Source organism: Mycobacterium sp. SVM_VP21, from assembly GCA_024758765.1.
GTDB classification, from domain to species: Bacteria; Actinomycetota; Actinomycetes; order Mycobacteriales; family Mycobacteriaceae; genus Mycobacterium; species Mycobacterium heraklionense_C.
On sequence record CP101406.1, the window covers coordinates 4,397,070 to 4,423,903 of the forward strand.

The 26,834-nt window shown below is 67.1% G+C and carries 23 protein-coding genes; 19 read left to right on the forward strand and 4 right to left on the reverse strand.

The window, feature by feature from the left end:
- Positions 1-1,194, reverse strand: a complete 1,194-nt coding sequence (locus NM962_20610) for a hypothetical protein (GenBank protein ID UVO12247.1) — start codon at positions 1,192-1,194, stop codon at positions 1-3.
- Positions 1,195-1,536: 342 nt separating this feature from the next.
- Positions 1,537-2,343: a mycolate reductase gene (gene cmrA, locus NM962_20615; protein UVO12248.1), complete on the reverse strand. Its 807-nt coding sequence runs from the start codon at positions 2,341-2,343 to the stop codon at positions 1,537-1,539.
- A 23-nt stretch (positions 2,344-2,366) separates the two neighbouring features.
- Between cmrA and NM962_20620 the strand changes: the two genes are divergently transcribed.
- Entirely contained in the window at positions 2,367-3,677 is a 1,311-nt protein-coding gene (locus NM962_20620; protein UVO12249.1) for an MFS transporter, read from the forward strand.
- Positions 3,678-3,717: 40 nt separating this feature from the next.
- On the opposite strand, the gene NM962_20625 is transcribed toward NM962_20620, so the two are convergent.
- Positions 3,718-4,488 (reverse strand): MmpS family protein, encoded by a 771-nt coding sequence (locus NM962_20625; protein UVO12250.1) that lies wholly within the window; start codon positions 4,486-4,488, stop codon positions 3,718-3,720.
- Positions 4,489-4,554: 66 nt separating this feature from the next.
- Entirely contained in the window at positions 4,555-5,208 is a 654-nt protein-coding gene (locus tag NM962_20630; protein ID UVO14863.1) for a TetR/AcrR family transcriptional regulator, read from the reverse strand.
- 102 nt (positions 5,209-5,310) lie between these two features.
- On the opposite strand from NM962_20630, the gene NM962_20635 reads away from it, so the two are divergent.
- The 18 genes from NM962_20635 to NM962_20720 all read left to right on the forward strand — a co-directional run bounded on the left by NM962_20635 (position 5,311) and on the right by NM962_20720 (position 26,823).
- Positions 5,311-6,951, forward strand: a complete 1,641-nt coding sequence (locus NM962_20635; protein ID UVO12251.1) for an AMP-binding protein — start codon at positions 5,311-5,313, stop codon at positions 6,949-6,951.
- 74 nt (positions 6,952-7,025) lie between these two features.
- Positions 7,026-7,772, forward strand: coding sequence for a CoA transferase subunit A (locus NM962_20640; protein UVO14864.1), 747 nt, complete (start codon positions 7,026-7,028; stop codon positions 7,770-7,772).
- Complete coding sequence (locus tag NM962_20645; GenBank protein UVO12252.1) at positions 7,769-8,410, forward strand: 3-oxoacid CoA-transferase subunit B; 642 nt, start codon at positions 7,769-7,771, stop codon at positions 8,408-8,410. The genes NM962_20640 and NM962_20645 overlap by 4 nt, the downstream gene beginning before the upstream one ends.
- Positions 8,407-9,978: a methylcrotonoyl-CoA carboxylase gene (locus NM962_20650; GenBank protein UVO12253.1), complete on the forward strand. Its 1,572-nt coding sequence runs from the start codon at positions 8,407-8,409 to the stop codon at positions 9,976-9,978. Before NM962_20645 ends, NM962_20650 begins: the two co-directional genes overlap by 4 nt.
- A 6-nt stretch (positions 9,979-9,984) precedes the next feature.
- Positions 9,985-12,063, forward strand: coding sequence for an acetyl/propionyl/methylcrotonyl-CoA carboxylase subunit alpha (locus tag NM962_20655; protein ID UVO12254.1), 2,079 nt, complete (start codon positions 9,985-9,987; stop codon positions 12,061-12,063).
- Positions 12,060-13,220, forward strand: a complete 1,161-nt coding sequence (locus NM962_20660; protein UVO12255.1) for an acyl-CoA dehydrogenase family protein — start codon at positions 12,060-12,062, stop codon at positions 13,218-13,220. The genes NM962_20655 and NM962_20660 overlap by 4 nt, the downstream gene beginning before the upstream one ends.
- A gap of 103 nt (positions 13,221-13,323) precedes the next feature.
- The gene (locus tag NM962_20665) at positions 13,324-13,809 is read left to right on the forward strand and encodes a MaoC family dehydratase (protein UVO12256.1); all 486 of its coding nucleotides are present in this window, start codon (positions 13,324-13,326) and stop codon (positions 13,807-13,809) included.
- Entirely contained in the window at positions 13,806-14,603 is a 798-nt protein-coding gene (locus NM962_20670) for a CoA ester lyase (protein UVO12257.1), read from the forward strand. The genes NM962_20665 and NM962_20670 overlap by 4 nt, the downstream gene beginning before the upstream one ends.
- A gap of 23 nt (positions 14,604-14,626) precedes the next feature.
- Entirely contained in the window at positions 14,627-15,802 is a 1,176-nt protein-coding gene (locus NM962_20675) for a mandelate racemase (GenBank protein ID UVO12258.1), read from the forward strand.
- A 4-nt stretch (positions 15,803-15,806) separates the two neighbouring features.
- Positions 15,807-16,730, forward strand: coding sequence for a 2-dehydropantoate 2-reductase (locus NM962_20680; protein UVO12259.1), 924 nt, complete (start codon positions 15,807-15,809; stop codon positions 16,728-16,730).
- A 69-nt stretch (positions 16,731-16,799) separates the two neighbouring features.
- Positions 16,800-17,621, forward strand: a complete 822-nt coding sequence (locus tag NM962_20685) for a class I SAM-dependent methyltransferase (GenBank protein ID UVO12260.1) — start codon at positions 16,800-16,802, stop codon at positions 17,619-17,621.
- Between the two features lie 91 nt (positions 17,622-17,712).
- Complete coding sequence (locus tag NM962_20690) at positions 17,713-18,330, forward strand: TetR/AcrR family transcriptional regulator (GenBank protein ID UVO12261.1); 618 nt, start codon at positions 17,713-17,715, stop codon at positions 18,328-18,330.
- Entirely contained in the window at positions 18,323-19,387 is a 1,065-nt protein-coding gene (locus tag NM962_20695) for a DUF1214 domain-containing protein (protein ID UVO12262.1), read from the forward strand. The genes NM962_20690 and NM962_20695 overlap by 8 nt, the downstream gene beginning before the upstream one ends.
- Positions 19,384-20,631 carry a sulfotransferase gene (locus NM962_20700; GenBank protein UVO12263.1) on the forward strand — a complete coding sequence of 416 codons (1,248 nt, stop codon included), beginning with the start codon at positions 19,384-19,386 and terminating at the stop codon, positions 20,629-20,631. The genes NM962_20695 and NM962_20700 overlap by 4 nt, the downstream gene beginning before the upstream one ends.
- A gap of 12 nt (positions 20,632-20,643) precedes the next feature.
- Entirely contained in the window at positions 20,644-21,705 is a 1,062-nt protein-coding gene (locus NM962_20705) for a zinc-binding dehydrogenase (GenBank protein ID UVO12264.1), read from the forward strand.
- 79 nt (positions 21,706-21,784) lie between these two features.
- Positions 21,785-24,382 (forward strand): multicopper oxidase domain-containing protein, encoded by a 2,598-nt coding sequence (locus NM962_20710; protein UVO12265.1) that lies wholly within the window; start codon positions 21,785-21,787, stop codon positions 24,380-24,382.
- Positions 24,383-24,679: 297 nt separating this feature from the next.
- Entirely contained in the window at positions 24,680-25,774 is a 1,095-nt protein-coding gene (pdhA, locus tag NM962_20715; protein UVO12266.1) for a pyruvate dehydrogenase (acetyl-transferring) E1 component subunit alpha, read from the forward strand.
- The gene (locus tag NM962_20720) at positions 25,774-26,823 is read left to right on the forward strand and encodes an alpha-ketoacid dehydrogenase subunit beta (GenBank protein UVO12267.1); all 1,050 of its coding nucleotides are present in this window, start codon (positions 25,774-25,776) and stop codon (positions 26,821-26,823) included. Before pdhA ends, NM962_20720 begins: the two co-directional genes overlap by 1 nt.
- Positions 26,824-26,834: the final 11 nt, after the last annotated feature.

Sequence of the window (26,834 nt, forward strand, 5' to 3'; positions counted from 1 at the left end):
TCAACTGTCGCATTTACCTGCCGCCGTGCAGAACCCAATTATATTATTGACGAATGGAAAGAATCCAGTGTTCATGTCGGGATCATCGTTGATGTAGGTGTTGTGATATGCATCCGTTACAAACGAGTATATTAGTTTTCTTACGCCGTCGATTTCGCCATATACAGCGACCGGTACGCCATTTTTAAGGCCGCCCCCGTCGATAAGGTTCTGATGGCCGGCATCGAGGACGCTTGACGGAATGTGCCCCCAGCCGCCACCCGTGTCCCAAAGTGCGTGTACTTTCACGGGTGCCTGGTCGCCGATCTTCACCCACAATGATGAATATGGAGTATCGACATCGCCCGGCCTGTCGCCGTAATATTCCGTCCAATGAACGCCAGGCGGCGTTCCGAAGCCCAAGAGGTGTTCCGGTTCGTCGATGACCAAGACTGTGCCGAGGTTTCCTGGCAGGGCCGCGGTAACGATTGGACCGGGGCCGCCGGTGCCCAGTCCTACGCCCATGATTGAAGCTGCACCGTATTTATCGACATAGTCGAAATCTTTGGGAAAGGCCAATCCGAGAGCGAAATTGAACCAGCCGCCAAATCCTGACCCGGATGATATTAGTACCTGGATTTCTGTTGGTCCGGATACCAGCTCGGTTCCGGTTTGAATGTCGTGGCCGAATCCAATTTGGTTTACTGGAAGTGTTAGATACCAAAGTGGATCATTGTCGCCAAAGCTGAAATCGCCCGCATGGATGGCGGTCGGAAGTTCGAAATATCCACCTAGGATACCTTCGAGGATCCCGAGGGTCCCCCCGAGTTCTTGCAATGGAACGAATAACCCTTCGGAGCCCGTGTCTACCAGGGTAGAAAACGATTCGCCCCCGATGGAGATGTCGATTACCGGCCGATGGAGCTCACCTATCACGTCCATCGGAACCATGGCGAAATTCAGCTGACCGCTGGCATCCGCACTGCCCGCTACGTCCAAGAACATGTCATCGATGTCTGCGCGCGCAGGAGGGGCGAGCAATGCCGTCCCGGCGATCAGTAGCGAGACGATCAGCCTGTCGGTGGCTCCGCCGCCCCTGCGCTGCGATGTCCTGATGGCGGCGCGTTCAGCGCCCTCGTTTGGGACGGCAGCGGTCAGCCCGCGATGCGCTGCGCGCTCATTGCCTGATCTACGGCTACTGTTTCGCTGAGCCATTGCTCCGACCCCCTTGAGGTAGCGCCGTGCGTTTTATAGGCATCAACTGAGCGCCAATACGGATATTAGTGGATGCATTGCCGTTTTAGTCAACATTGGATCTGAAAAGAGCTCTTCGGCCCAGTTCTCGGCCGGCAACTGCCAGAAGCTGCGGGTGTAGGTGTTACCTTGCCAGCGCCTCACAAGCGCGACGACTTTGCCGCAGCGCTGGAGACACCCGCCTTCCTAACGACGGCCGGGGGTGACGGCTTTGCAGCGCAGCGCAGATTCCGGAGCCTTAATGGCCTTCCCGCACTGGGCATCCCCTCACCATCAGCGTCAAGCGCACGCTGGTGATCGTCGCTAACCCCCGCCGAGCTTCTTGTAGACCGCCCCCACGATCGGGGTGACGATGGCGCGCGGCGCGTAGCCGCTGGCCATCGACATGGCCTTGGAGGTGATCCCGGGCACGACGCGCATCTTGTTGCGCGCCAGCGCATCCAGCGACAGTTTCGCGGTGTGTTGGGTGGAGATCCACAAGAAGTCCGGGATCAGTCGGTCGACCAACGAGGCCTCGGTGGCATCGGGCATCTCGGCGCGCACCGGCCCAGGCGCGAGCAACGTGACGTGCACTCCGGACCCCCGTAGCTCACCGCGCAGCGACTCACTGAACGTGTTGGCAAACGCCTTGGTCGCGGCGTAGGTAGCGTTGTTGGGGATCGGTGAGTTTCCCGCCGCCGAACCGGAGATCAAGATGCCACCGGCACGGCGCTCGAGCATGCCGGGCAGCACCGCCAAAACCAGGTCGTGCACCGCCACCGCGTTCAACTGCACCTGCGCCTTCTCCGCCGCCGGGTCCAGGCCGGAGATCGGCCCGAACGTCGCGGTTCCGGCGTTGGCGCACAGCACCGAGATCTCCCGCTCGGCCAACTCAGCGCAGAATGCGTCACGTGCCGGCGGGTCGGCCAGGTCGACCGCGCGTACCTCGACCGCGACCCGGTACTTGTCCCGCAGCCGTGCTGCCACGTCGTTGAGCACATCTTCGCGGCGCGCGGTGATGATCAGGGCGTGGCCGCGGGCGGCCAGCTCGGTGGCTAGCGCCTCACCGATTCCCTGGGACGCGCCGGTGACGACAGCGCGGGCATCTGGGCTGGGAGCAGGAATTGGCATGGGGCAATCGTAGAGTGCCAGTCATGGGCGAGCCGGGGGCGGACAAGCCGGGGCGATCCCGGATCGTAGCGTGGGCACTGTGGGACACCGGTGCGGCCGGTGTCAGCGCCATTGTCGTGACGTTCGTCTACTCGGTGTATCTGACCAGCAGCGTCGGTCGAGAGCTGCCAGGAGAGGTGTCCCCGGCCAGCTGGCTGGGCCGCACGCTGGCCATCTCCGGGCTGACCGTGGCCGCGGTCGCCCCGGTGATCGGGGTCTGGGTGGCCGCCCCGCACCGCCGACGCGTGACGCTGGCGGTGCTGACCGGTACCGCGGCGGTATTGACGGCCGCAATGAGCCTGATCCGTGACGAACCCGCCTACTTGGCTCCGGGACTGTTGTTGTTGGCGTTGACCGCCGCGTGCGGCGACCTGGCCAGCGTGCCCTACAACGCCATGCTGCGGCAGCTGTCGACCCCGCAGAACTCCGGCCGGATCTCCGGCTTCGGCTGGGCGGCCGGCTATGCCGGCAGCGTGGTGTTGCTGCTGCTGGTCTACGTAGGCTGCATCGCCGGCAGCGGCCCCACCCGCGGCCTGCTGCGCTTGTCCACCGAAGGCGGATACAACGTTCGGGTGGCGATGCTGCTGGCCGCGGCCTGGCTGACGGTGTTCGCGTTGCCGTTATTGCTCACCGCGCATCGCTTGGCCGGCGAGAGTCAGGCGCCGGCTCTGCGGCCCGGCTTCTTCGGCGGCTATCGCCAGCTGTGGCGCGACATCACCGCGGAATGGCACCGCGACCGCAACCTGGTCTTCTACCTGGTGGCCAGCGCGATCTTCCGCGACGGGCTGGCCGGTGTGTTCGCGTTCGGCGCGGTGCTCGGCGTCAACGTCTACGGCATCTCGGCCGGCGACGTGCTGATCTTCGGGGTGGCCGCCAGCGTGGTGGCCGCACTCGGGGCCATCGCCGGGGGTCTCCTCGACGACCGGATCGGGTCCAAGACCGTCATCGTCGGCTCACTGGTGGTGATGATCGCTGCCGGCACCACGTTGATGATGCTGTCGGGTCCAGGGGCGTTCTGGGCCTGCGGGCTGGTGCTGTGCCTGTTCATCGGGCCGACCCAATCGTCGGCGCGCACCCTGTTGCTGCGGATGGCCCAAGAAGGCCGGGATGGGTTTGAAGGGGTGGCGTTCGGTCTCTACACGATGACCGGTCGGGCGGTGTCGTTCCTGGCGCCGTGGCTGTTCTCGGTCTTCGTCGACGTCTTTGGCACCGACCGGGCGGGCATGGGTGGGCTGTGCACTGTCCTGCTGCTGGGTCTGCTGGCACTGCTGCCCGTGCGGGTCAGCCGGGTTTGACGGCGGCGACCCGCTTCGCCCGGCTGCGCCGCACTTGCGATCAGCCGGCCGCCGCGCACACCGTGAGGATCGAACCGGTGCGCTGACGCACCTGGGCGCCGTCCACCGATACCGAGCAGGTGATCTGCTCGCCGAAGTTGACCACCGTGACCGCCGCGGCCGTGGTCGCCGGCGGCGTCAGCGTCACCTGCTTGCTCCACGGCAGGGACACATTGAACTCGGTCTGCAATATGCCGCCGGTATCGATGTAGGCGATGCTCAGCGCCCTGCCGGTCCCGCTGACGCTGTAGACGATCGTCTCGGGGGCCCCGGCGGTGGTCGAAGTCGGCGGCGGCGCGGTGGTGGTGGTGCTCGGCGCCGGCGTCCTCGACGGCGGCGGAGTGGTGGTGGGGACGCGCTTGGGAATCGGGGTGCTGGGGGCCGTCGGCAACGGGGTCACCGGCGTAACGGTGGCCGAATTGCGTTGCGACCCATTGGCGATCACCAGGGCGATGACCATGCCGACCACCAGCAGTACCGCCGCACCGGCGACCAGGAACAGCCAGTTTGGAAACCGCGGAGGCTCCGGCGGTCCGCCTTTGCCGCCGCCTACCGGCCCACCCGGCGGGGGCTGAGGCGCCGCCTCCCAGTGCTGCCGCGGCAGTTGCTCGGTCGGGTGAGGGGCCTGCGGCGGATAGCCGGGCGGATACGTCGGGAGCTGCCCGGCGTAGGCCGGGTCGACATAGGGCGGATAGCCGGAGGTCGGCGGTTCGGACGCTCCACCGCGCTGCCACGGCTGATGAGAGCCCTCCGGTCGGTACGAATCGCTCATGCCCACCTCATGGCTTGCAGGGTACCTGCGCCGGGCGTCTGCGGCCGGGACGTCGGCGCGCCCGGCCTAAATTGCGGCCGCGCCCAGCGCGCTGATCGTCATTGCCCGCAACACTGCTCGCGAGTGCTCCGGGGCGGCGGACTTGGCACCGGTGGGCTTCATGCTGTGCGGGGTCGAGTTCAGCAAGCCGAACGCGGCGTGGGCCATCAGCCGCGCATCGGCTTCGGCCAGCCCGGTGTGCAGCGCGCGTAACACGCTCACCCACACCTCGACGTACTGCCGCTGGGCGCTGCGCACTTGGCGCTGCGCGGCGGCCGGCAGATGTCCCAAGTCACGGTCCTGGATCCGAATCAGATCTGGCTCGCCGAGGGCGAAATCGAGATGAAAATCGACCAGGCCGTCCAGCACGTCTTGCGGGCTGCGTCCACTCGCTTCGACCGCGCGTGCCCCGGCGAGCAATCGAGTGCTGATACCGACCAGCAACTCGACCAGCAGTGCTTCTTTGCCTGCGAAGTGTCGGTAGATGGCCGGGCCGCTGACTCCGGCGGCCGCGCCGATGTCCTCCAACCGCACCGCCGAGTAGCCGCCCTGCGCGAAAAGGCGTTCGGCGGCCGCGAGCAGCTGGCTACGCCGGTCGGACTTCAGCCGGCTGCGCCGGTTTCCCGGCTCGTCATTGCCCGCCGAGTCGGCCGAGATGGACTTAGGAATAGAAGAAACCATCACGCCTCCGCTCCATCGTGGACATCTCAGTTAATGGCCACTAACGTAACACCCGTCGCCTCGGAACACATCCGGCTTCGGGCGGCACCGGTGGAGGGGCCGATGGCAACTGCGGTACCCGCGGCACAGGACGCCTTGTCCTACGCCCGCGGCGGGGCCCAGCCCGCCCTGTTGGAGACGACGATTGGCGCGAATCTAGCGACGATCGCCAACGCGTTCGCCGATCGCGACGCGTTGGTCGACGTTCCGTCGGGTCGGCGGTGGAACTACGCTGAGCTCTTAGCCGATGTGCGCCGGCTGGCAACCGGGCTGCTGCATGCTGGCATCGGCACGGGGGATCGGGTGGGAATCTGGGCGCCCAACTGTGCCGAATGGGTGTTGACCCAGTACGCCACCGCCGAGATCGGCGCGATTTTGGTCAACGTCAATCCGGCGTACCGCTCCCACGAATTGGCCTATGCGCTCAACCAGTCCGGGGTCGCGATGGTCATCTCGGCTTCGCGTTTCAAGACCTCCGACTACGTCGGCATGCTGGGGGAGGTGGCTCCCGAATGCCCGGATTTGCGCGAGGTGGTGTTCATCGGCGGTTCCCGGTGGCAGCAGCTGGCCGACACGCCGATCGATGCGACAGCACTGTCGCAGGTGGCCGAGACACTGCATGCCCAGGACCCGATCAATATCCAATACACCTCGGGCACAACCGGTTACCCCAAGGGCGCGACGCTGAGTCATCGCAATATCCTCAACAACGGCTATCTGGTCGGTGAGCTGCTCGGCTACACCGAGGCGGATCGGATCTGCCTTCCCGTGCCGCTGTATCACTGCTTCGGTCTGGTGATGGGGAGCCTGGCGGCGACCAGTCACGGCGCGGCCATCGTGTTGCCGGGCCCCGGCTTCGATCCGGCGGCCACGCTGCGAGCGGTGCGCGATGAGGCGTGCACCAGCCTCTATGGGGTGCCGACCATGTTCATCGCCGAGCTCGGTCTACCCGACTTCGCCGACTACGACCTCGCCAGCCTGCGCACCGGAATCATGGCGGGATCGCCGTGCCCGGCCGAGGTGATGCGACGAGTCATCGGCGACATGCACATGACCGGGGTCGCGATCTGCTACGGCATGACCGAGACCTCCCCAGTCTCGACCCAAACCCGCAGCGAGGACTCGCTGGAGCAGCGAGTGGAGACCGTTGGGCAGGTCGGTCCGCATCTGGAGATCAAGCTGACGGACCCGGCCACCGGCGCGATGGTGCCGCGCGGAGAGGTCGGCGAGCTGTGCACTCGCGGCTATTCGGTGATGACCGGCTACTGGAACGACCCGGACAAGACCGCGGCGGCCATCGACGCGGACGGCTGGATGCACACCGGCGATCTGGCCGTGATGGACGGCGACGGCTACGTGCGCATCACCGGGCGGATCAAGGACATGGTGATCCGCGGCGGGGAGAACATCTACCCGCGCGAGATCGAGGAATTTCTCTACACCCACCCTGACATCCTCGACGCCCAGGTCATCGGCGTGCCCGACGAAACGTACGGTGAGGAGCTGATGGCGGTGGTGATGATGCGCGACGGGGCGCCGCCGTTGACCGTGGAGCGGCTGCGGGAATTCTGCACCGGCCGGCTCGCGCACTTCAAGGTGCCGCGCTACGTGCGGGTCGTGACCGCGTTTCCGATGACAGTCACCGGCAAGGTCCGCAAGGACGAGATGCGCCAGCAGGCGATCGAGCATTTGAGCGGCGGCTGACAGGGCCGCTTGAGAATGGTATTCTTCGGCATCAGTTAATGGATATTAACTGAAATTAGGAGGCGCGAGTGGCGATAGACAAGGTCGTGGCGACGGCGGCAGAGGCCGTGGCCGACGTGACCGACGGCGCGTCACTGGCGGTAGGCGGGTTCGGACTCTGCGGCATCCCGGAGGCGTTGATCGAGGCCCTGCTGCAGCTCGGGGTGACCGATCTGGAGACGGTGTCCAACAACTGCGGTGTCGACGGCGTCGGCCTGGGAGTGCTGTTGGAGCACAAGCGCATCCGCCGCACCGTCAGCTCCTATGTGGGCGAGAACAAGGAATTCGCCCGCCAGTTCCTGTCCGGCGAACTCGAGGTGGAGCTGACCCCGCAGGGGACCCTGGCCGAGCGGCTGCGTGCCGGCGGCGCCGGCATCCCGGCGTTCTATACCCCGACCGGTGTGGGTACCCAGGTTGCCGACGGCGGTTTGCCGTGGCGCTACGACGGCGCCGGCGGGGTGGCGGTCGCCTCGCCGCCGAAAGAGACCCGGGAGTTCGACGGCCGAACCTATGTCTTGGAGCGGGCGATCCGCACGGACTTCGCGCTGGTGCACGCTTGGAAGGGTGACCGGCACGGCAACCTCGTCTATCGCGAGGCCGCCGCCAACTTCAACCCGGACTGCGCTGCGGCAGGCCGGATCACCATCGCCGAGGTTGAGCACCTGGTCGAGCCCGGCGAGATCTGCCCCGCCGAGGTGCACACCCAGGGAGTCTTCGTGCACCGAGTGGTGCACGTGCCCAATCCGATTAAGCGAATCGAGCGGGAGACGGTGCGTTCGTGACCCTCACCAGAGATGAACTGGCCGCACGGGTGGCCGCCGAGCTGCGCGACGGGCAGTACGTAAACCTCGGCATCGGACTGCCCACCTTGATTCCCAACCACATCCCCGACGGTGTCAGCGTGGTGCTGCACTCGGAGAACGGAATCCTCGGGGTAGGTCCCTACCCGTTGCGCGAAGACCTCGATGCCGACCTGATCAACGCCGGAAAAGAAACGGTGACGGTCCTGCCCGGCGCGTCGTTCTTCTCTTCGTCGGCGTCGTTCGGGGTCATCCGCGGTGGCCATCTTGACGTGGCGGTCCTTGGCGCCATGCAGGTTTCGGCCGCCGGCGACCTAGCCAACTGGATGATCCCCGGCAAGATGATCAAAGGCATGGGTGGGGCGATGGACCTGGTGCACGGAGCGCGCCGCGTGATCGTGATGATGGAACACGCCGCCAAAGACGGCAGCGCCAAGATCGTCGAGCAGTGCACGTTGCCGCTCACCGGCGCCCGCTGCGTTAACCGGATCATCACCGACCTGGCCGTCATCGACGTCACCGAGGCCGGCCTGAAACTGGTCGAGACCGCCCCGGGCGTCTCCGTCGACGAGGTCGTCGCGAAAACCGACGCTCCGTTGGATCTTTCGGCACTGTCATGACAGCACCGGCATTCGCTGACGAGCACCGTCGCCTAGTCGCTGAACTCAACACCAAGCTGGCGGCGGCCGCCCTCGGCGGCAACGAGCAATCCCGGCAGCGCCACGTGGCTCGCGGAAAACTGTTGCCACGCGACCGGGTTGACCGGTTGCTGGACCCCGGTAGCCCGTTCCTGGAATTGGCGCCGCTGGCTGCCGACGGGATGTACGACGACCAGTGCCCCGGGGCGGGGATCATCACCGGCATCGGGCGGGTGTCCGGCCGCGAATGCGTGATCGTCGCCAATGACGCCACCGTCAAAGGCGGCACCTACTACCCGGTGACGGTCAAGAAGCACCTGCGTGCCCAAGAGGTGGCACTGGGCAACCGGCTGCCCTGCCTGTACCTGGTGGACTCCGGGGGAGCGTTCCTGCCTCGCCAGGATGAAGTCTTCCCCGACCGTGAGCATTTCGGCCGGATCTTCTACAACCAGGCCACCATGAGCGCTGCGGGCATTCCACAGATCGCAGCGGTGCTCGGTTCGTGCACCGCCGGCGGCGCCTACGTCCCGGCGATGAGCGATGAGGCCGTCATCGTCCGGGAGCAGGGCACCATCTTCCTGGGCGGGCCGCCGCTGGTGAAGGCAGCCACCGGCGAAGTGGTGACTGCCGAAGAACTCGGTGGCGGTGACCTGCACTCCAAGGTCTCCGGGGTCACCGATTACCTCGCCGACGACGACGAGCACGCGCTGCGCATCGTGCGCCAGATCGCGGAGACTTTCGGGCCGCGCCCCGAAAGTCCCTGGGAGATCAGCGACTCCGTCGAGCCTCGGCATGACCCGGCCGAGCTCTACGACGTGGTTCCCCCGGATCCACGGGTGCCCTACGACGTGCGGCAGGTGATCGTTCGGCTGGTCGACGGCAGTGAGTTCAGCGAGTTCAAGGCCGAGTACGGCAAAACCCTGGTGACCGCGTTCGCGCGCATCCACGGCCACCCGGTCGGGATCATCGCCAACAACGGAGTGCTGTTCGGTGAATCCGCGCTCAAGGGCGCGCATTTCATCGAACTGTGCGACAAGCGCTCGATCCCGTTGGTGTTCCTGCAGAACATCGCCGGATTCATGGTCGGCCGCGACTATGAAGCCGGGGGCATCGCCAAGCACGGCGCCAAGATGGTGACCGCGGTGGCGTGTGCGCGCGTGCCCAAGCTGACGGTCGTGATCGGCGGGTCCTACGGGGCGGGCAACTACTCCATGTGCGGCCGGGCGTACTCGCCGCGGTTCCTGTGGATGTGGCCCAACGCCCGGATCTCGGTGATGGGCGGCGAGCAGGCCGCGTCAGTGCTGGCCACCGTGCGCAGCGATCAGCTCGACGCCGCCGGCAAGCCGTGGTCGGCGGCCGACGAGGAAGCCTTCAAGGCCCCGATTCGCGAGCAATATGAAGTGCAGGGCAACCCGTACTACTCGACCGCCCGGCTGTGGGACGACGGGATCATCGACCCGGCTGACACCAGAACAGTGCTGGGCCTGGCGCTTTCGGTCTGCTCGAACGCGCCTTTGGACCCGGTCTCCTACGGCGTATTCCGGATGTGAGCGCAGATGTTTGAAACCGTACTGATAGCCAATCGCGGTGAGATCGCGGTGCGGGTGATCCGTACCCTGCGCCGGATGGGCATCCGATCCGTAGCCGTCTACAGCGACGCCGATGCCGGGGCGCGCCATGTGTGCGAAGCCGACACCGCGGTGCGGCTTGGTCCCGCGCCGGTGCTGGAGAGCTACCTGTCGATACCCAAGGTGCTCGAGGCCGCTGCGTCCACCGGCGCCCAAGCCATTCACCCCGGCTACGGATTCCTTTCCGAGAACGCCGGCTTCGCGGCCGCCTGCCAGCGGGCCGGAGTGGTTTTCATCGGGCCGCCGGCCCGGGCCATCGAGGTGATGGGCGACAAGATCTCGGCGAAGAACACCGTCACCGCCTTTGAGGTGCCGGTGGTTCCGGGTATCGCCAAACCTGGTCTGTCCGATGACGACCTGGTGGCCGCGGCCGGCGAGATCGGCTACCCGGTGCTGATCAAGCCGTCGGCCGGCGGTGGTGGCAAAGGCATGCACCTGGTCGAAGACCCGGCTCAACTGCGCCCGGCGCTGGCCACCGCACGGCGCGAAGCGGCCTCGGCGTTCGGCGACGACACCTTGTTCTTGGAGCGATTCGTGCTGCGGCCGCGCCACATCGAGGTGCAGGTGCTCGCCGACACCCACGGCAACGTGGTGCATCTCGGCGAACGCGAATGCAGCCTGCAGCGACGCCACCAGAAGGTGATCGAGGAGGCGCCGTCGCCGCTGCTGGACGCCGCCACCCGGGACCGGATTGGCGCGGCGGCCTGCAACACCGCCCGCAGCGTGGACTACGTCGGCGCCGGCACGGTGGAATTCATCGTCTCCGCCGATCGTCCGGATGAGTTCTTCTTCATGGAGATGAACACCCGGTTGCAGGTGGAACACCCCGTCACCGAAGCGATCACCGGCCTGGACCTGGTCGAGTGGCAGTTGCGGGTGGCCGCCGGGGAGAAACTGTCCTTCACCCAGGACGACATCACCTTCACCGGGCACGCAGTAGAAGCCCGGGTGTATGCGGAAGACCCGGCTCGCGGCTTCCTGCCCACCGGCGGACGAGTATTGGCGGTGCACGAGCCCGCCGGCGGTTCAGCGAGGCTCGACGGAGGAGAGGCGAAGCTGGGACGGCCGCATGGACCCGGCGCGGGGGTGCGGGTGGACTCGTCGTTGCAGGACGGCACCGTCGTCGGCAGCGACTACGACCCGATGCTGTCCAAGGTGATTGCGCACGGCTCCGACCGGGCGCAGGCACTGGCGCGCCTGGATGCGGCATTGGCCGGCACGGCGGTGTTCGGAGTCCAGACCAACATCGAGTTTCTGCGGTTTCTGCTGGCCGATGAGCGGGTGGTCGCCGGTGACCTGGACACCGAGCTGCTGGACGCCCGGTCGGGCGATTTCACACCGATGCCCGCCCCCGACGATGTGTTGGCCGCCGGTGGCCTCTATCGCCAGTGGGCGTTGTCCGGGCGATTTCGGCGCGGTAATCACCGCTCAGCGGGCGAAACCGCGCCGAAATCGCTGTGGGCGGCCCCGAGCGGATGGCGCATCGGCGCGGCGGCGCCGGTGCGCACCGAGATGCACACCCCACTGCGCACCGAGACGGTGTCGGTGTGGGGCCTGCCCGACGCCGCGCAGGTGCAGATCGGCGACGGCGAGATCCAGAGCGCCAGCGCCCATGTCGAAGGCGATCAGCTGATCGCGACCGTGGCCGGGCGGCAACGCCGCTACCTGTTCGCCGAGGACGACGGTCAACTGTGGATCAGCGACGAACGCGGAACCTGGCAGCTGCGAGAGGCCGAAGTGGTGCGGGTGCACCGCGGCGGCGCAACCCGCAGCGCAGAGATCGCCAGCCCGATGCCGGGCACCGTGATCGCCGTCGCTGTGGAGTCGGAATCCGCTGTCGGCGAAGGTGACCCGGTGGTGGTGGTGGAGGCGATGAAGATGGAGCACACCCTGACCGCCCCGATTTGCGGCCGGGTGCAGGTGTTGGTTGCCGTGGGCGAGCAAGTGAAGGTGGATCAGGTGCTGGCGCGGCTGATCCCGGACGGAGAGACCGAGGAAGCGAAATGACCACGACGGAGGCAGGAAGCCTGCCGAGCCACTACCAGGACCTGCGCGACACCGTCGCCGAGTTCGCCCGCACCGTCGTCGCCCCGGTGGCGGCCAAACACGACGAAGAACACAGCTTCCCCTACGAAGTCATCGCCAAGATGGGGGAGATGGGCCTGTTCGGCCTGCCCTTCCCCGAAGAGTACGGCGGCATGGGCGGCGACTACTTCGCCCTGGCGCTCGCCCTGGAGGAACTCGGCAAGGTCGATCAGTCGGTGGCGATGACGTTGGAGGCCGGCGTGGGCCTGGGCGCGATGCCGATCTACCGGTTCGGCAGCAAAGAACAGAAGCAGACCTGGCTGCCGGATCTGGTCACCGGTCGCACCCTGGCCGGCTTCGGCCTGACCGAGCCGGGCGCCGGCTCCGACGCCGGCGGCACCCGCACCACCGCCCGCCTCGACGGCGACGAGTGGGTCATCAACGGCACCAAGCAGTTCATCACCAACTCCGGCACCGACATCACCTCGCTGGTCACCGTCACCGCCGTCACCGGCACCCGCCCTGATGGACGCAAGGAGATCTCCACGATCATCGTGCCTTCCGGCACAGCGGGATTCACCGTGGAACCGGCCTACAACAAGGTCGGCTGGAACGCCTCGGACACCCACCCGCTCACCTTCGCCGACGCCCGTGTTCCCCAGGCCAACCTGCTCGGCGAAGAAGGGCGGGGCTACGCGAACTTCCTGTCCATCCTGGACGAGGGCCGCATCGCGATCGCCGCGGTCGCCACTGGGGTGGCGCAGGGCTGCGTCGACGAAAGCGTCAAGTACGCCGGCGAGCGTGAGGCGTTCGGCCAGACCATCGGCTCCTACCAGGCGATCAGCTTCAAGATCGCCCGGATGGAGGCACGTGCCCACGTCGCCCGGACCGCCTACTACGACGCCGCCGCGAAGATGTTGGCGGGCAAGCCGTTCAAGAAGGAAGCGGCGATCGCCAAGATGATCTCCTCGGAGGCAGCGATGGACAACGCTCGCGACGCCACCCAGATCCACGGCGGCTATGGCTTCATCAACGAATACCCGGTGGCCCGGCACTACCGCGACAGCAAGATCCTCGAGATCGGCGAGGGCACCACCGAGGTGCAGCTCATGCTGATCGCACGATCGTTGGGGTTGTAATGAGCAAGACCCGCGAGTGGCAATCTCACGACGGGGCGACGGCGTGTCGCGTCGTGAGATTGCCACTCGACGAAGGGAAACGGGGCAGGAGAAGGGAAGCGGTGTGAGCAAGACGGTCGAGCAGCGCGGGCTGTGGTTCGAGGAATACGAGATCGGCACCACCTACCTGCACCGGCCCGGACGCACCATCACCGAAGCCGACAACGTGCTGTTCACCACGTTGACGATGAACACCCAATCGCTGCACCTGGATGCGGCGTGGGCGGCCCAGCAGCCGGGCTTTCGCGGTGAGCGCCTGGTGAATTCGATGTTCACCCTCTCCACGCTGGTCGGCCTGTCGGTGGCACAGCTGACGTTGGGCACCATCGTGGCCAACCTGGGCTTCTCGGAGGTGTCGTTTCCTAAGCCGGTGTTTCACGGCGACACGCTGTATGCCGAGACGGTGTGCACCGACAAGCGGGAGTCCAAGAGCCGTCCCGGCGAGGGCATCGTGACGTTGGAACACGTCGGGCGTAACCAGAACGGCGACATCGTCGCCCGCGCGGTGCGCACCACTTTGGTGCGCAAGCGGCCCGAGGACCAACAGTGAGCACCGGCCCGGCCTGGCTGTTCTGCCCGGCGGACCGCCCGGAGCGCTACGGCAAAGCGGCGGCGGTCGCCGACGTGGTGATCCTGGACCTGGAAGACGGTGTGGCCGCGGCAGATCGGCCCGCTGCCCGCGAAGCGCTGCGCAGCACCCCCCTCGACCCGGAGCGGACCGTGGTGCGGGTGAACCCCGCCGGGACCGAGGACCAGGCTCGCGACTTGGAGGCCCTGGCCGACACCGCCTACACCACGGTGATGCTGGCCAAGACCGAATCCGCCGCTGAGGTCGCCGCACTGGCACCCCGGCAGGTGGTGGCCCTGATCGAGACCCCACGCGGCGCGGTGTTCTGCGCCGAGATCGCCGCCGCGCAGCAATGCGTCGCGATGATGTGGGGTGCCGAAGATCTGGTCGCGGCCATGGGCGGAGGTTCCAGCCGGCACGCTGATGGCCGGTATCGCGATGTAGCCCGGCACGTGCGCTCCAGTGTGCTGTTGGCGGCATCGACGTTCGGCCGGGCCGCGCTGGACGCCGTCTACCTCAACATCGGCGACCTCGACGGGCTCAAAGCCGAAGCGCTCGATGGCGCCGCGGTCGGATTCGCTGCTACGGTGTGCATCCACCCGAGCCAGATCGCGGTGGTCCGCGACGCCTATCGGCCTGCCCCGGAACGGGTTGACTGGGCGCGCAGGGTGCTCGCCGCGGCGCAGTCCGAGCGCGGGGTGTTCGCGTTCGAAGGACAGATGGTCGATTCCCCGGTGCTGCGGCACGCGGAAGCCATCCTGCGGCGAGCGGATTGACGCACCAGGAGGACTGACACCGCATGCGCATCACCCAGATCATCGAGACGCCGGTGCGCTTGCGCGGCGAGGTCGCCAACGCGTTGGTGGATTTCTCTCGGCACACGGTGTCACTGGTCGCGGTGATCAGCGATCAGATCCGCAACGGGAAACCGGTGACCGGCGTCGCATTCAACTCCATCGGCCGATTCGCCCAGAGCGGCATCCTGGCCGACCGGATGATCCCGCGCGTGCTGCGCGCGAAGCCGGAGTCGCTGCTTGACGACGCCGGCCGGATCGATCCCGCGCGGGTGCTGGGCTGCGCGCTGGCCGACGAGAAGCCCGGCGGGCACGGCGACCGGGCTGGAGCGGCAGCCGCACTGGAACTCGCATGCTGGGACCTCAACGCCAAACTCGCCGACGAGCCCGCCTACCGCACCATTGCCGGGTATTTCGGTCGCGACACCGTCGCCGCCGCCGTACCGGTGTATGCTGCCGGCGGCTACTACTACCCGGGCGACGACACCACGGCCGGCCTGGATCGGCTGCGCAGCGAAATCCGCGGCTATCTCGACATAGGCTACGACGCGGTCAAGATGAAGATCGGTGGCGCGTCGACGAGCGAGGACCTGGCGCGCATCGAAGCAGTGATCGACATCGTCGGCAGCGGAGCCCGAGTCGCTGTCGACGCCAACGGCAGATTCGACGAGGCCGACGCGATCCAGTGGGCACAAGCGCTGCGCCCGTATAGCTTGCGCTGGTACGAAGAGCCCGGTGACCCGCTCGACTACGCGTTGAACGCCGCGGTGATCGCGGCATACGACGGTGCCATCGCCACCGGAGAAAATCTGTTCTCGGTGCGCGATGCGACCAACCTGGTTCGCTACGCCGGCATGCGGCCGGGCACCGACATCTTTCAGATGGACGCCGGACTCAGCTACGGCCTGACCGAATACGCCCGGATGATCGAAACCCTCGAAGCGCACGGCTTCGATCGCCGCTTCGCCTTCCCACACGGCGGGCACCTGATCAATCTGCACATCGTGGTCGCGCTGGGACTGGGCGGCTGCGAGTCCTACCCCGGGGTGTTCGCACCGTTCGGCGGCTACGCACCGGGTTGTGTGCTGGCCGAGGGCACCATCGCGCCGACCGACGCGCCGGGCTTCGGGCTCGAGGAGAAGCCCGACCTGGCCACCGTGATTGCCGACCTGGTGGGATGAGCAGATGAAGATCGCGGTCATCGGATGCGGCGCCATGGGTTCCATCTACGCCGCCAGATTGGCAGCGGCCGGCAACGATGTGCTGGCCATAGACCGGTCACCCCAGCATGTCGACGCCATCGCCGAGGGCGGCCTGCGGATCAGCGGACCGCAGCCTGACCAAGTGGTCCCCATGCGCGCTACCACCACCGCGCCGGCCGAGCCGATGGATCTGGTGGTGCTGGCGGTCAAGGCCGCCGACGTCGCCACCGGGGCCAACCAGGCACTGCCGCTGCTCGGCGAGGACACGCCGGTGTTGACCATCCAGAACGGACTCGGGTCGGCCGACACCGTCGCCGACATCGTCGGCGCAGGCCGAGTGGCGGTCGGCATCGCCAGTGGCTTCGGCGCCTCGCGTCCCGCCCCGGGGCATGTGCACCACAACGCGATGCGTGCCGTCCGGTTCGGCGCCTATGCGGCGCTGCCGTTTTCGACTGTCGAGCAGATCGCTGCGGTGTGGGCGGAGGCGGGATTCGACGCGGCCGCGGTCGCCGACATCGCCGCCATGCAATGGGAGAAGCTGATCTGCAACGCCGCCTACAGCGCGCCGTGCGCGCTGACCGGCATGACGGTGGGGCAGGTCATGGACGACGCAGATATGGGACCGGTCAGCCGCGCCACCGCAACCGAGGCCTGGACGGTGGCCCGCGCTGCCGGAATCGGTATCGACGTGGCAGACCCAGTCGCGCATGTCCGGGCCTTCGGGGCGCAGATGCCGAACGCCAAACCGTCTGCGCTGCTGGATCACCTGGCCCGCAGAGTCAGCGAGATCGACGTCATCAACGGCGCCGTGGTGCGCACGGCCGCGCAGGTGGGGGAGCAGGTCCCGGTGAATTCCACACTGACCGCGCTGGTCAAAGCGGTTGAACGTCAGTGGATAACGCCGTAGGGCTGAACACCACGCCGACCGGCGTTCAGCTCCGCGCGGTTTTCGCCGGCGGCGCTAGCGTGGATTGGCATGACCGATGACAAGGCGCGGGTGGACCTGAGCGGGTCCCCGCAGACCATGCTCGCGACGCTGTACGCCAAGGCGCTGGATGCCGATCTGCCCGAACCCATCCTGGGAGACCGCTACGCCAAAGATGTGGTCGCACGCATCGACTACGACTGGCGCAAGACCACCATCACCGCGGCTCGATCGCCGTCGGTGACTACCCGCTCGGCACACTTCGACACCTGGGCCCGCGGATTCCTGGCGGCTAACCCCGATGCCGTGGTGCTGCACCTGGGCTGTGGGCTCGACGCCCGATACTTCCGGTTGCAGCCCGGCGATGGAGTCGACTGGTACGACATCGATTACCCGTCCGTGGCCGACCTGCGCCGGCAGCTGCTTCCCGAACGACGCCACAATCACGTAGTGGCAGCGTCGGTCACCGACCCGGCATGGTTCGCTGAAATACCCACCGGCCGTCCGACATTGATGCTGGGCGAAGGCCTCACGATGTATCTGACCGAATCCGACGGTGTGGCGTTGCTGCGCCGGGTCGTCGAGCACGCCCCGAGTGGGGAGTTGCAGTTCGACGCCTTCAACTGGCTGGGCATCAAGTCGCAATGGTCCAACGCGGTGGTACGCAAATCCGGGGCGACGCTGCACTGGGCGATCAACGGCCCTGACGACATTCTCGCGGCGGTACCGGGCACCCGACTCCTGCAATGGGAGCGCTGGTTCGAGTCGGCCACCTTCGCTCAACTGCCGCGCGCCTACCGGGCGCTGGGTAAGGCGATGTCGTTGATTCCGGCGGTGGCGAACATGTCGCAGTACCACCGTTACACCTTCTGACCTGCGCAGTCGGGTTCTGATAGAACCGTTGACTAATTACGTTACGTAATGTAATTGTTTAGACCGTGAGTCGCCGACAGCGGGTGCCCTAGTGACGGCAAGCCCAGACCAGGCCCCGGCCGGTCGCGGGCGCCCACGTGACCCGCGCACCGAACAGGCCATCACCGAAGCCACCCGCAGACTGCTGGCCCGTGACGGCTACGACCAGGTGTCCATCGAGGCGATCGCCCGCGAGGCCGATATCAGCCGCCCCACCGTCTACCGGCGCTGGCCGTCGAAGACGCATCTGGTGTTCGACGCGGTCTTCGGTGCCGCCGAGGTCGGTGACGTGCTGACCAGCTCGGGCGACTTCGAAGCCGACCTACGTCAATTCGTTGCCGGCGTTTTCGAGTTCTGGCGCGCACCGGACGTGGCCGCCGCGGCGCTGGGCATACTGGCCGATCGCCACCGTGATCCCGAACTGTTCATCCGGACCCAACAGTTGCTCGACGAGACGACCCGCACCGCGTTCGGCGTGCTGGTTCGCGCCGGCATTGACCAAGGCGTGCTGGATGCCGACATCGATGTCGAGATCGCTTACGACGCCTTGGTGGGCACCAGCTTCTACATCGCCCAAGTCTTGGCCACCGAAACGGTCGACGCCGCTGCCGACAGGTTGTGCACCCTGCTGCTGCAGGGAATGAGAAAGAAGGAGAACCGGGATGAGTGACGAGTTGTCCGTCGCGTTTGGCGACCTCCTCGACGAGGTCCGAGCCGTCGAGCAGCGCCTGCTGACTGCCGATCCGCCGCTGGAGGAGGCCGACGTCCTGGACGGCTATCGGTGGGCGTTGAGCCTGCTGCGGGTCGCCTCGGAAGCTTACATCTGGGGCGATGCGGACAAGCCGATCCTGGTCGACGTGATCGGCCCCTACCTCAAGTGGGGCGGCGACAATTCGGACGCGTTCTACCAGCTGGCGCCGATCGACCCGAGCCGCAGCTATCGGGTCACCGGCAACCGCGGCGACGCGGTCTATCTGTCCATGACCGTCTACGGGGGTCCGGACGACGGCCGCTACAGCGACCGCATCATCGACACCATCAACGACCGCGACCTGGGATGCGACGCCGACGGCAACTTCGAATTCGTCATCAGCGCCCAAGAGCAGCAAGGTAATTGGCTCAAGCTGGAGCCCGACGCCGTGTTCATCCTGACCCGCGACTACCTCACCGACCCCGGCGCCGATGCGCGGGTGCAGTGGAAGATCGAGGCGCTCGATGACACGCCGCGGCGCCCCGACAGCCGGGCCGACCTGACCCGGCGGATGCGCGCGGCCCGCACCTGGATTCGTGAGCAGGCGGCGATGGCACCCGTGCGGCTGCCGGCCAACGTGCTGCAGGAGCCCTACCCGGTTCCGAGCCGCACCGTGGGCTGGGCCGCAGGCGATGCCGCCTATTCGATGGGCGCCTACGAACTGCAACCCGGCCAGGCGCTGGTCATCGACGGAACTTCACCGGAGTGTGTGTTCTGGAACCTGTGCCTGTGGAATCCGTTCCTGCACACCTACGACTACACCCGCGAGCGGGTCACCATCAACGGCGCGCACGTCAGCTACGCCCCCGACGGGTCCTGGCAGATCGTGATCAGCGAAACCGATCCAGGGCATCCGAACTGGGTGTCCACCGCCGGCCGGTCGAAAGGCCTGATCTGGCTGCGCTGGTTCTTGCCCGAGGCCACCCCTGACCCACTGACCTGCCGGGTCGTCGACGTCGCAGAGCTGGCCTCGTGAGCGCCGGCACGCGGCCCGGCGCCATCCGCCTTGAAGACCTTGCCAACCCGATCTTTCCCGAGGCTGCCGGCCCGATGCGCGAAGGCCTGGCCGGCTACGGCGCGGTCCTGCAACTCACACCCGAAGCCCTGCTGCAGGCCGCGACTGAACGCACGGGCCTGGACAACTGGGGCGACAACGGATTCCGCGAACGCCTCGACGTGTTGTGCGGTTCCCTGAACGCCGAAGCCGACCTGTCCGGCGTCGGCCGAGCGATGGCGTTCGAACAACTGGTAGGCCATCTGGTCAACCGGCTTCGGCTGGAAGATCTGATCGCGGCCAACCCCGAGATCGAAAACGTCGAGATCGAACGCCCGATCATCATCTGCGGGCTGCCGCGCACCGGCACCACCCATTTGCACAACCTGATCGCCGCCGATCCGGCCCTGCGCTACCTGCCCTATTGGGAGAGCATGGAGCCGGTCGCCACCCCGGGCGAACCCGATCCGCAGGCCAGGCGTGATCGTTGCGCTGTCGGCCTGGATCTGATCAACACCTCGATGCCCGACTTCAAGCGCATGCATGACATGACTGTCGACCACGCACACGAAGAGATCCAGCTGCTGGGCAACGACATCTCTGGAATGCTCTTCGAATGTAGTTACTACCTACCGACATTCGCGCAGCACTACAAGACCCACGATCAGACCGCGTCGTACGCCTACATGAGGCGCACCCTGCAGGCGCTGCAATGGCTGCGCGGCGGGACCCGCTGGGTGCTCAAATCACCACAACATCTAGAGCAGTTCCCCGCGCTGTATGCCACATTTCCCGACGCCACTTTCGTTGTCACCCATCGGGATCCAGTCGAGGTGACCCGATCGATGGCGACCATGATCAGCTACGCGGCGCGCATGGCCTGCGACCAACCCGATCCGGTCAAGATCTCGCAGTACTGGCTGGACCGAGCCGACGATCTGCTCACCGGCTGCCTGCGCGACCGCGATGTGCTGCCGGCGGCGCAGTCGGTCGATGTGCGCTTCGAGGACTTCATGGCCGACGAGGATGGAACCGTCGCTGCCATCTACGAGCTCGCGGGCCAGCCGCTGGACACCCGGGCCAAAGAAGCAATGACGCAGTTCTGCGTCGAGCACCCCCGCGGGCGCTACGGCGCAGTGGACTACCAGCCGGCCGATCTGGGACTAGACGCCGACGAAGTGGCAAACCGCCTGCGTGCCTACCGAAACCAATTCGTTCACGACTAACGGGAGAAAACCATGAACCAACCGATCACCGCCGACGCCTGGGTCGCCACCGCACTCGGTGACCCCGCCAAAGTGCTGGCCCGCCAAAACGTCGAGGTGCGCGCCCCCGGACCCGGCGAAATCCGGGTCGCCGTCAACGCGTTCTGCCTCAACTTCAACGACATTGACATCATCGGTGGCCGATACACGACCCTGCCGCTGCAGCCGCCGTTCGTGCCCGGCATGGAGACCGTCGGAGTCGTGGAAAGTGCCGGCCAGGGCGCTGAACATCTCATCGGCCGGCGCATTGTCGGCATCCCGGTGATGGCCTTCGGCGGCTACGCCTCTTACGCGATCGTGGACGCGGCAACCGCGCTGGACCTGCCGGACTGGGTCAGCGACGTCGACGGCGCCGCCCTGCATTACCCGTTCCACCTGGGCTGGTTCGCGTTGCGCGAGCGTGGCCGCCTCAAGTCGGGGGAGACCCTGCTGGTGCATGCCGCCGCGGGCGGCACCGGATCCGGTGCCATGGTGCTCGGCAAGGCGCTGGGCGCCAGGGTGATCGCCACCGCCGGCAGCGAAGAGAAATTGGAGTTCTGCAAGGAACTCGGCGCCGACCACGCGATCAACTACCGCGACGCCGACTGGGCGCAACAGGTCGTGGAACTGACCTACGGCCGTGGTGTCGACGTCGCGTTCGACGCGGTCGGCGGCGACGTCGCGGTGGAGACCTTCAAGTGCATGGGTTTGAACGGCCGGTACCTGATGGCCGGATTCGCCCAGGACATCGCCTTGGAGGACGGCGACTACCTCTCGCCGAGGCCCATCGCCTACAGCAACTTCGATGTCTGCGGGGTATGCCTGGTCTACGTCAACGACCCGGTGGCGATCCGGCGCACCCTGGGCTTCAACTGGCCGGCCCGCTCCGAGGGACTTGACGCTCACGCGAAAATCCTGGAGTTGCTGCGCACCGGCAAGATCCGCACCGTCGTCGGCGCCGAGGTTCCCTGGACAGACTTGCCGAATGCCTTGGAGCGCATGGCCGCTCGCCAGACCACCGGACGCCTGGTGGTCAGCACCGGCCATCACGGGTAACTTGCCCGGATCAAACCGATGGCTTTCGATGTCTAAGGTCACTACCGGCTAAGCGCACGGCCACCGTAGCCTGACGAACATGATTCCGTTGGGGCCACCGCCCCCGGCGCCGGTCGTCAAACCCCGCCGCCGGGGTGGACCGCGCGGGCCGGTGTTCCTCGGCGCCAACATCGTGGTGCTGGGCTGGCTGGCCGTCGCGGTCGCGCTGTTGGTCGCACACAACGTCGTTGCGCACCCGGTCTGGCTGCCGGTGCACGCGCTGCTGCTCGGTGCGGCCACCAACGCGATCGTGATCTGGTCGGGACACTTCACCACCACGCTGTGCCGGGTCCCTGACCCGCCGCAATGGCACCTGGTGGCCAAGCTGTGCCTGCTCAACCTCGCCGTAATCGCGACTCTGGCGGGAGTGGCCTTCAACACCGAGGCCCTGACCGGGATGGGTGGCACGGCCGTGGCCGTGGTCGCCGTCGCCCACGGCGCCGAGTTGATCGCGATGAAGAAGCGCGCCCTGTCCGCGCGTTTCGACTACCTGGTCGGTTTCTACCTGGCCGCCATCGCGGCACTGCTGGCCGGATCGGCGACCGGTGCCGCCATGGCCTTCGGGGTGGCCCGGTGGTACGCGCAGCTGTGGACCACCCACGTGCACGTGATGCTCTACGGGTGGATTGGCCTGACGGTGGTAGGCACCTTATTCACCCTGTGGCCCACCACAATCCGGGAGAAGATCACCCCGCGCAGCTTCGCGATGGCCCAACGCGCGCTGCCGACGCTGACGGTGGGCCTGTCCGTCGCGGCTGCCGGTCTGCTCACCAACAGCTGGTGGCTCACCGCGGCAGGACTGCTGGGCTATGTGGTCGGAGTCGGTCTGTCCATGGTCGGGTTGTGGCCAGGGCGCAGCTTCACCGGACCCGCGGCCTGGATGCTGGTCGGCGCGACGGCCTGGCTCGGGGTCGCCGTCCTGATCGAGACGATCCGTCTGAGCGCCGCCCGCTCCGTTGACGTGCTGCCCGCGTTCGTCGAGAACACCCTGCTGCCGCTGCTGGCGGTCGGATTCGTCGCCCAGATCCTGTTGGGCGCACTGAGTCAGCTGCTGCCGATCCTGGTGGCCAACGGCCCGCCCGTCCGCAAAGCCGTCATCGGCTACCTGGATCAGGGCTGGCAGGCCCGGGTGTGCGCGATCAACATCGCCGTACCGCTGGTCGCCGGGCCGTGGCGGGCGCCGCTGCCGTTGATCGGCTGGGTGTTGGCCGCAGTCGCGGTCGCCAGCTTCGTCCTGCTGGCGCTGCGGCTTGCGCTGCCCGTGGCGTTGCGCGGCCCGCTCGATATCGACGCGATCGCGCCGCATTCCCGGGCCGTCACCGGGGCGGTCGCCGTCGCCGCGGTGGCCTCGGTGGCCGCCGCGCTGGGGCTCGGGATCGCTGGCCCCGCGCCCTCGGGAGCGGCCGGCATCTCCGGAGAAGCACGCACCGTCGACGTCACGCTGAAGAACATGCGGTTCTCCCCGGATGTGATCAACGTGCCCGCTGGAACCCGGCTGGTGCTGCGCGTCACCAATATCGACGGATTGCCGCACGACTTGCATGTCGACACCGGCGAGCGCACCCCGCGGTTGAGTCGCGGGCAGACCGCGGTGCTGGATCTCGGTGCGGTGCACCAGGACCGCGACGTGTGGTGCGACGTACCGGGACACCGGGCCGCCGGCATGACGATGACGATCCATGCCGTCGGTGGCGCCCCCCGGCATGAGCACACCGGCGCGGGGCATGGTGGCCTGCCCGCGCCCACCGTCCTGGACCTGGCCGCCGATCCGTCACCGGGCTGGACGCCGTACGACGCGGCGCTCGCACCGGCGAACCCGGGCGTGCATCGGGTGGAACTGCGCGCCGTCGACCGAGAACTGGAGATCGCGCCCGGTCGCCGGGAGACCCGCTGGACCTTCGGCGGTGTCGAACCGGCCCCGACCCTGCACGGCCGGGTCGGGGACACCTTCGAGATCACGCTGATCAACGACGCGACCATGGGCCACGGAATCGACTTTCACGCCGGAGCGCTCGCCCCGGACCAACCGATGCGCACCTTGGCGCCGGGGGAGCGGCTGGTCTACCGGTTCACGGCGCACCGAGCCGGCGCCTGGCTCTATCACTGCAGCACCCCGCCCATGGCGCTGCACATCGCCAACGGCATGTACGGGGCGGTGATCATCGACCCGCCAGGGTTGCCGTCGGTGGACCGGGAATACGCCCTGGTCGGCGCCCAGCTCTACGCGGCGGCACCGGATTCCGACGCCCAAACCACGGCCATTCGCGCCGGCCAGCCCGACGGTTGGATGTTCAACGGGACTGCGGCTCAATACATGCACGCACCGCTGCCGGCGCGCACCGGCGAGCGGGTGCGCGTCTGGGTGGTCAATGCCGGCCCGGGCGACTCCATCGCATTCCACGTCGTGGGGTCCCAGTTCGACACCGTTTACAAAGAGGGCGCCTGGTTGCTGCGGCCCCCGCATCAGTCCGGCGCGCCGTCGGCCCCGGCGGGGGGATCGCAGGTCCTCGACCTGGCGCCCGCCCAGGGCGGCTTCGTCGAGCTCACCTTCCCCGAACCGGGCCACTATCCGTTCATGGATCACGACATGCGGCATGCCGAGAATGGGGCGCACGGCATCTTCGAGGTGACCGGCTAGCCCAGGTCGATAGAACACGCCGAGTGTGCGGTTTCGTACGTGACAAGCCCGACCCGAGCGACTCCCAGAACCTCTCCCACACAAAATCCGGTACCCGCCGATCACCACGGCCCCGAAACCCCGCCTGATACCCCATACCGCACCAACACCTCTCGATCAGGTGTTGCAGCGATCACTTGAGCCTGACGCCGTTTTGCCCATCAAAACGCACACTCGACGAATAGCCACGCCGCACCGGATGACCAGGGGTCTCGGTGTTCGCTGGCATAATGAGATCAGCGTCACAAGGAGGCTCGCATGGGCCAGCTGCCAGGCATTACCGGTCCGCAGGTCGCCCTGGAGCCTGTGCAGCTGATCGGGCCGGACGGGGCCCCTACCGCCGAGAATCGCTATAGCCGGGAGCTGCCCGAAGAGACCCTCTGTTGGCTCTACGAGCTGATGGTGCTCACCCGCGAACTCGACACCGAACTGGTCAACCTGCAACGCCAGGGCGAGCTAGGGCTCTACGCGTCGTGCCGCGGCCAGGAGGCTGCGCAGGTTGGCGCCGCCGCGTGCCTGCGCAAGACCGACTGGCTGTTCCCGCAGTACCGCGAGCTGGGTGTCTTCGTCACTCGGGGAATCCCGCCGTGGCACGTCGCGGCGGCCTGGCGTGGAACCTGGAACGGCGGGTTGGAGTTCACCGAGAAGAACTGCGCGCCAATCTCGGTTCCCATCGGCACCCAGGCGCTGCACGCGGTGGGCGCGGCGATGGCTGCCCAACGCCTGGCCGAAGATTCCGTTACCGTCGCCTTCGTCGGCGACGGCGCCACCAGCGAGGGCGATGTACACGAGGCACTTAATTTCGCCGCCGTGTTCGCCGCCCCGTGCGTGTTCTACGTGCAGAACAACCAATGGGCCATCTCGGTGCCGCTGAGCAAGCAGACCGCCGCTGTCTCGCTGGCGCACAAGGCGATCGGCTACGGCATGCCCGGCATCCGGGTGGACGGCAATGATCCGCTGGCCTGCTATGCGGTGATGGCCGAGGCCGCCGAGCGGGCACGACACGGTGGTGGACCGAGTTTGATCGAGGCCGTCACCTACCGGTTCGGTCCGCACACCACCTCCGATGACCCGACCCGCTACCGCAGCAGCATCGAAGTCGACCAGTGGACCGCACTCGACCCGATCCCGCGTTACCGCACCTATCTGCGCAATATCGGCGTGTGGTCGCAGCGCTTGGAGGACCGGGTCGACTCTCGGGCCAAGCGCGTACGCAGCGAACTGCGAGACGCCACGTTCGGGGCCGCCGATGCCGACATCGACGAAGTGTTCACCGCCGTCTACGCCGAGATCACCCCGGAGCTGCAGCAGCAGCGTGCCGCGCTGCGCGCCGAATTGGGCAGGGGGCGCTGATGACCCAGATCCTCGAACCGCCCACCCACTCGGCGACCCCCACCGCGGCGGTCGCGTCCAACACCCGCACTGAAGAGCTGACCATGGTGGCGGCGCTCAACCGGGCACTGCACGATGCGATGGACGCCGATCCCAAGGTCCTGGTGTTCGGCACCGACGTCGGCGTGCAGGGCGGGGTGTTCCGGGTGACCGAGGGGCTGGCTGAGACCTTCGGTGAGCAACGCTGTTTCGACACGCCACTGGCCGAATCGGCGGTGATCGGCATCGCCATAGGATTGGCCATTCGAGGCTTTGTACCGGTCCCGGAGATCCAGTTCGACGGGTTCAGCTACCCGGCTTTGGATCAGGTGGTCAGCCACCTGGCCAAGTACCGGACCCGGACCCGCGGCGCGGTGTCGATGCCGGTCACCGTGCGCATCCCGTCGTTCGGCGGAATCGGTGCGGCTGAGCATCATTCGGAATCCACCGAGACCTATTGGGCGCACACCGCCGGATTGAAGGTGGTGGTGCCCGCCGATCCGTCGGACGCGTACTGGCTGCTGCGCCACGCGATCGAGGCCCCCGACCCGGTGATGTTTTTAGAGCCTAAGCGGCGATACTGGGCCCGCGGACCGGTCGACACCGAACACCCGGCGCCAGGAATCGGGCGCGCTGTTGTGCGCCGGGCCGGCACTGACGTCACAGTGCTCACCTACGGCGGCGGAGTGGCCACCGCGCTGTCCGCCGCCGATATCGGTGCGCGACACCATGGCTGGAGTCTGGAGGTGGTCGACCTGCGCTCGCTGGTCCCGCTGGACTTCGACACCGTCGCCGCCTCGGTGCGGCGCACCGGGCGATGCTTGGTGCTGCACGAAGGTCCCCGCAACCTCGGTTACGGCGCCGAACTGGCCGCCCGCATCTCCGAGGAACTGTTCTACGAGCTGGAGGCGCCGGTGTTGCGCGCCAGCGGATTCGACACCCCGTATCCGCCGGCCCGGCTGGAACGCCTGTGGCTGCCCGGCCCCGATCGGCTGCTGGACTGCGTTCAGCGCGTGTTGGAGGCGCCGTGAGCCCGCGCCAC

Excerpts from the sequence above, each read along its gene's own strand:
- NM962_20695 (UVO12262.1), top strand. The coding sequence starts at position 18,323 with ATGAGTGACGAGTTGTCCGTCGCGTTTGGCGACCTCCTCGACGAGGTC.
- NM962_20685 (UVO12260.1), top strand. The coding sequence starts at position 16,800 with ATGACCGATGACAAGGCGCGGGTGGACCTGAGCGGGTCCCCGCAGACC.
- NM962_20625 (UVO12250.1), bottom strand. The coding sequence starts at position 4,488 with ATGAGCGATTCGTACCGACCGGAGGGCTCTCATCAGCCGTGGCAGCGC.
- NM962_20720 (UVO12267.1), top strand. The coding sequence starts at position 25,774 with ATGACCCAGATCCTCGAACCGCCCACCCACTCGGCGACCCCCACCGCG.
- NM962_20650 (UVO12253.1), top strand. The coding sequence starts at position 8,407 with ATGACAGCACCGGCATTCGCTGACGAGCACCGTCGCCTAGTCGCTGAA.
- cmrA (UVO12248.1), bottom strand. The coding sequence starts at position 2,343 with ATGCCAATTCCTGCTCCCAGCCCAGATGCCCGCGCTGTCGTCACCGGC.
- NM962_20610 (UVO12247.1), bottom strand. The coding sequence starts at position 1,194 with ATGGCTCAGCGAAACAGTAGCCGTAGATCAGGCAATGAGCGCGCAGCG.
- NM962_20710 (UVO12265.1), top strand. The coding sequence starts at position 21,785 with ATGATTCCGTTGGGGCCACCGCCCCCGGCGCCGGTCGTCAAACCCCGC.
- NM962_20675 (UVO12258.1), top strand. The coding sequence starts at position 14,627 with ATGCGCATCACCCAGATCATCGAGACGCCGGTGCGCTTGCGCGGCGAG.
- NM962_20660 (UVO12255.1), top strand. The coding sequence starts at position 12,060 with ATGACCACGACGGAGGCAGGAAGCCTGCCGAGCCACTACCAGGACCTG.
- NM962_20620 (UVO12249.1), top strand. The coding sequence starts at position 2,367 with ATGGGCGAGCCGGGGGCGGACAAGCCGGGGCGATCCCGGATCGTAGCG.
- NM962_20705 (UVO12264.1), top strand. The coding sequence starts at position 20,644 with ATGAACCAACCGATCACCGCCGACGCCTGGGTCGCCACCGCACTCGGT.
- NM962_20680 (UVO12259.1), top strand. The coding sequence starts at position 15,807 with ATGAAGATCGCGGTCATCGGATGCGGCGCCATGGGTTCCATCTACGCC.
- pdhA (UVO12266.1), top strand. The coding sequence starts at position 24,680 with ATGGGCCAGCTGCCAGGCATTACCGGTCCGCAGGTCGCCCTGGAGCCT.
- NM962_20655 (UVO12254.1), top strand. The coding sequence starts at position 9,985 with ATGTTTGAAACCGTACTGATAGCCAATCGCGGTGAGATCGCGGTGCGG.
- NM962_20630 (UVO14863.1), bottom strand. The coding sequence starts at position 5,208 with ATGGTTTCTTCTATTCCTAAGTCCATCTCGGCCGACTCGGCGGGCAAT.
- NM962_20635 (UVO12251.1), top strand. The coding sequence starts at position 5,311 with ATGGCAACTGCGGTACCCGCGGCACAGGACGCCTTGTCCTACGCCCGC.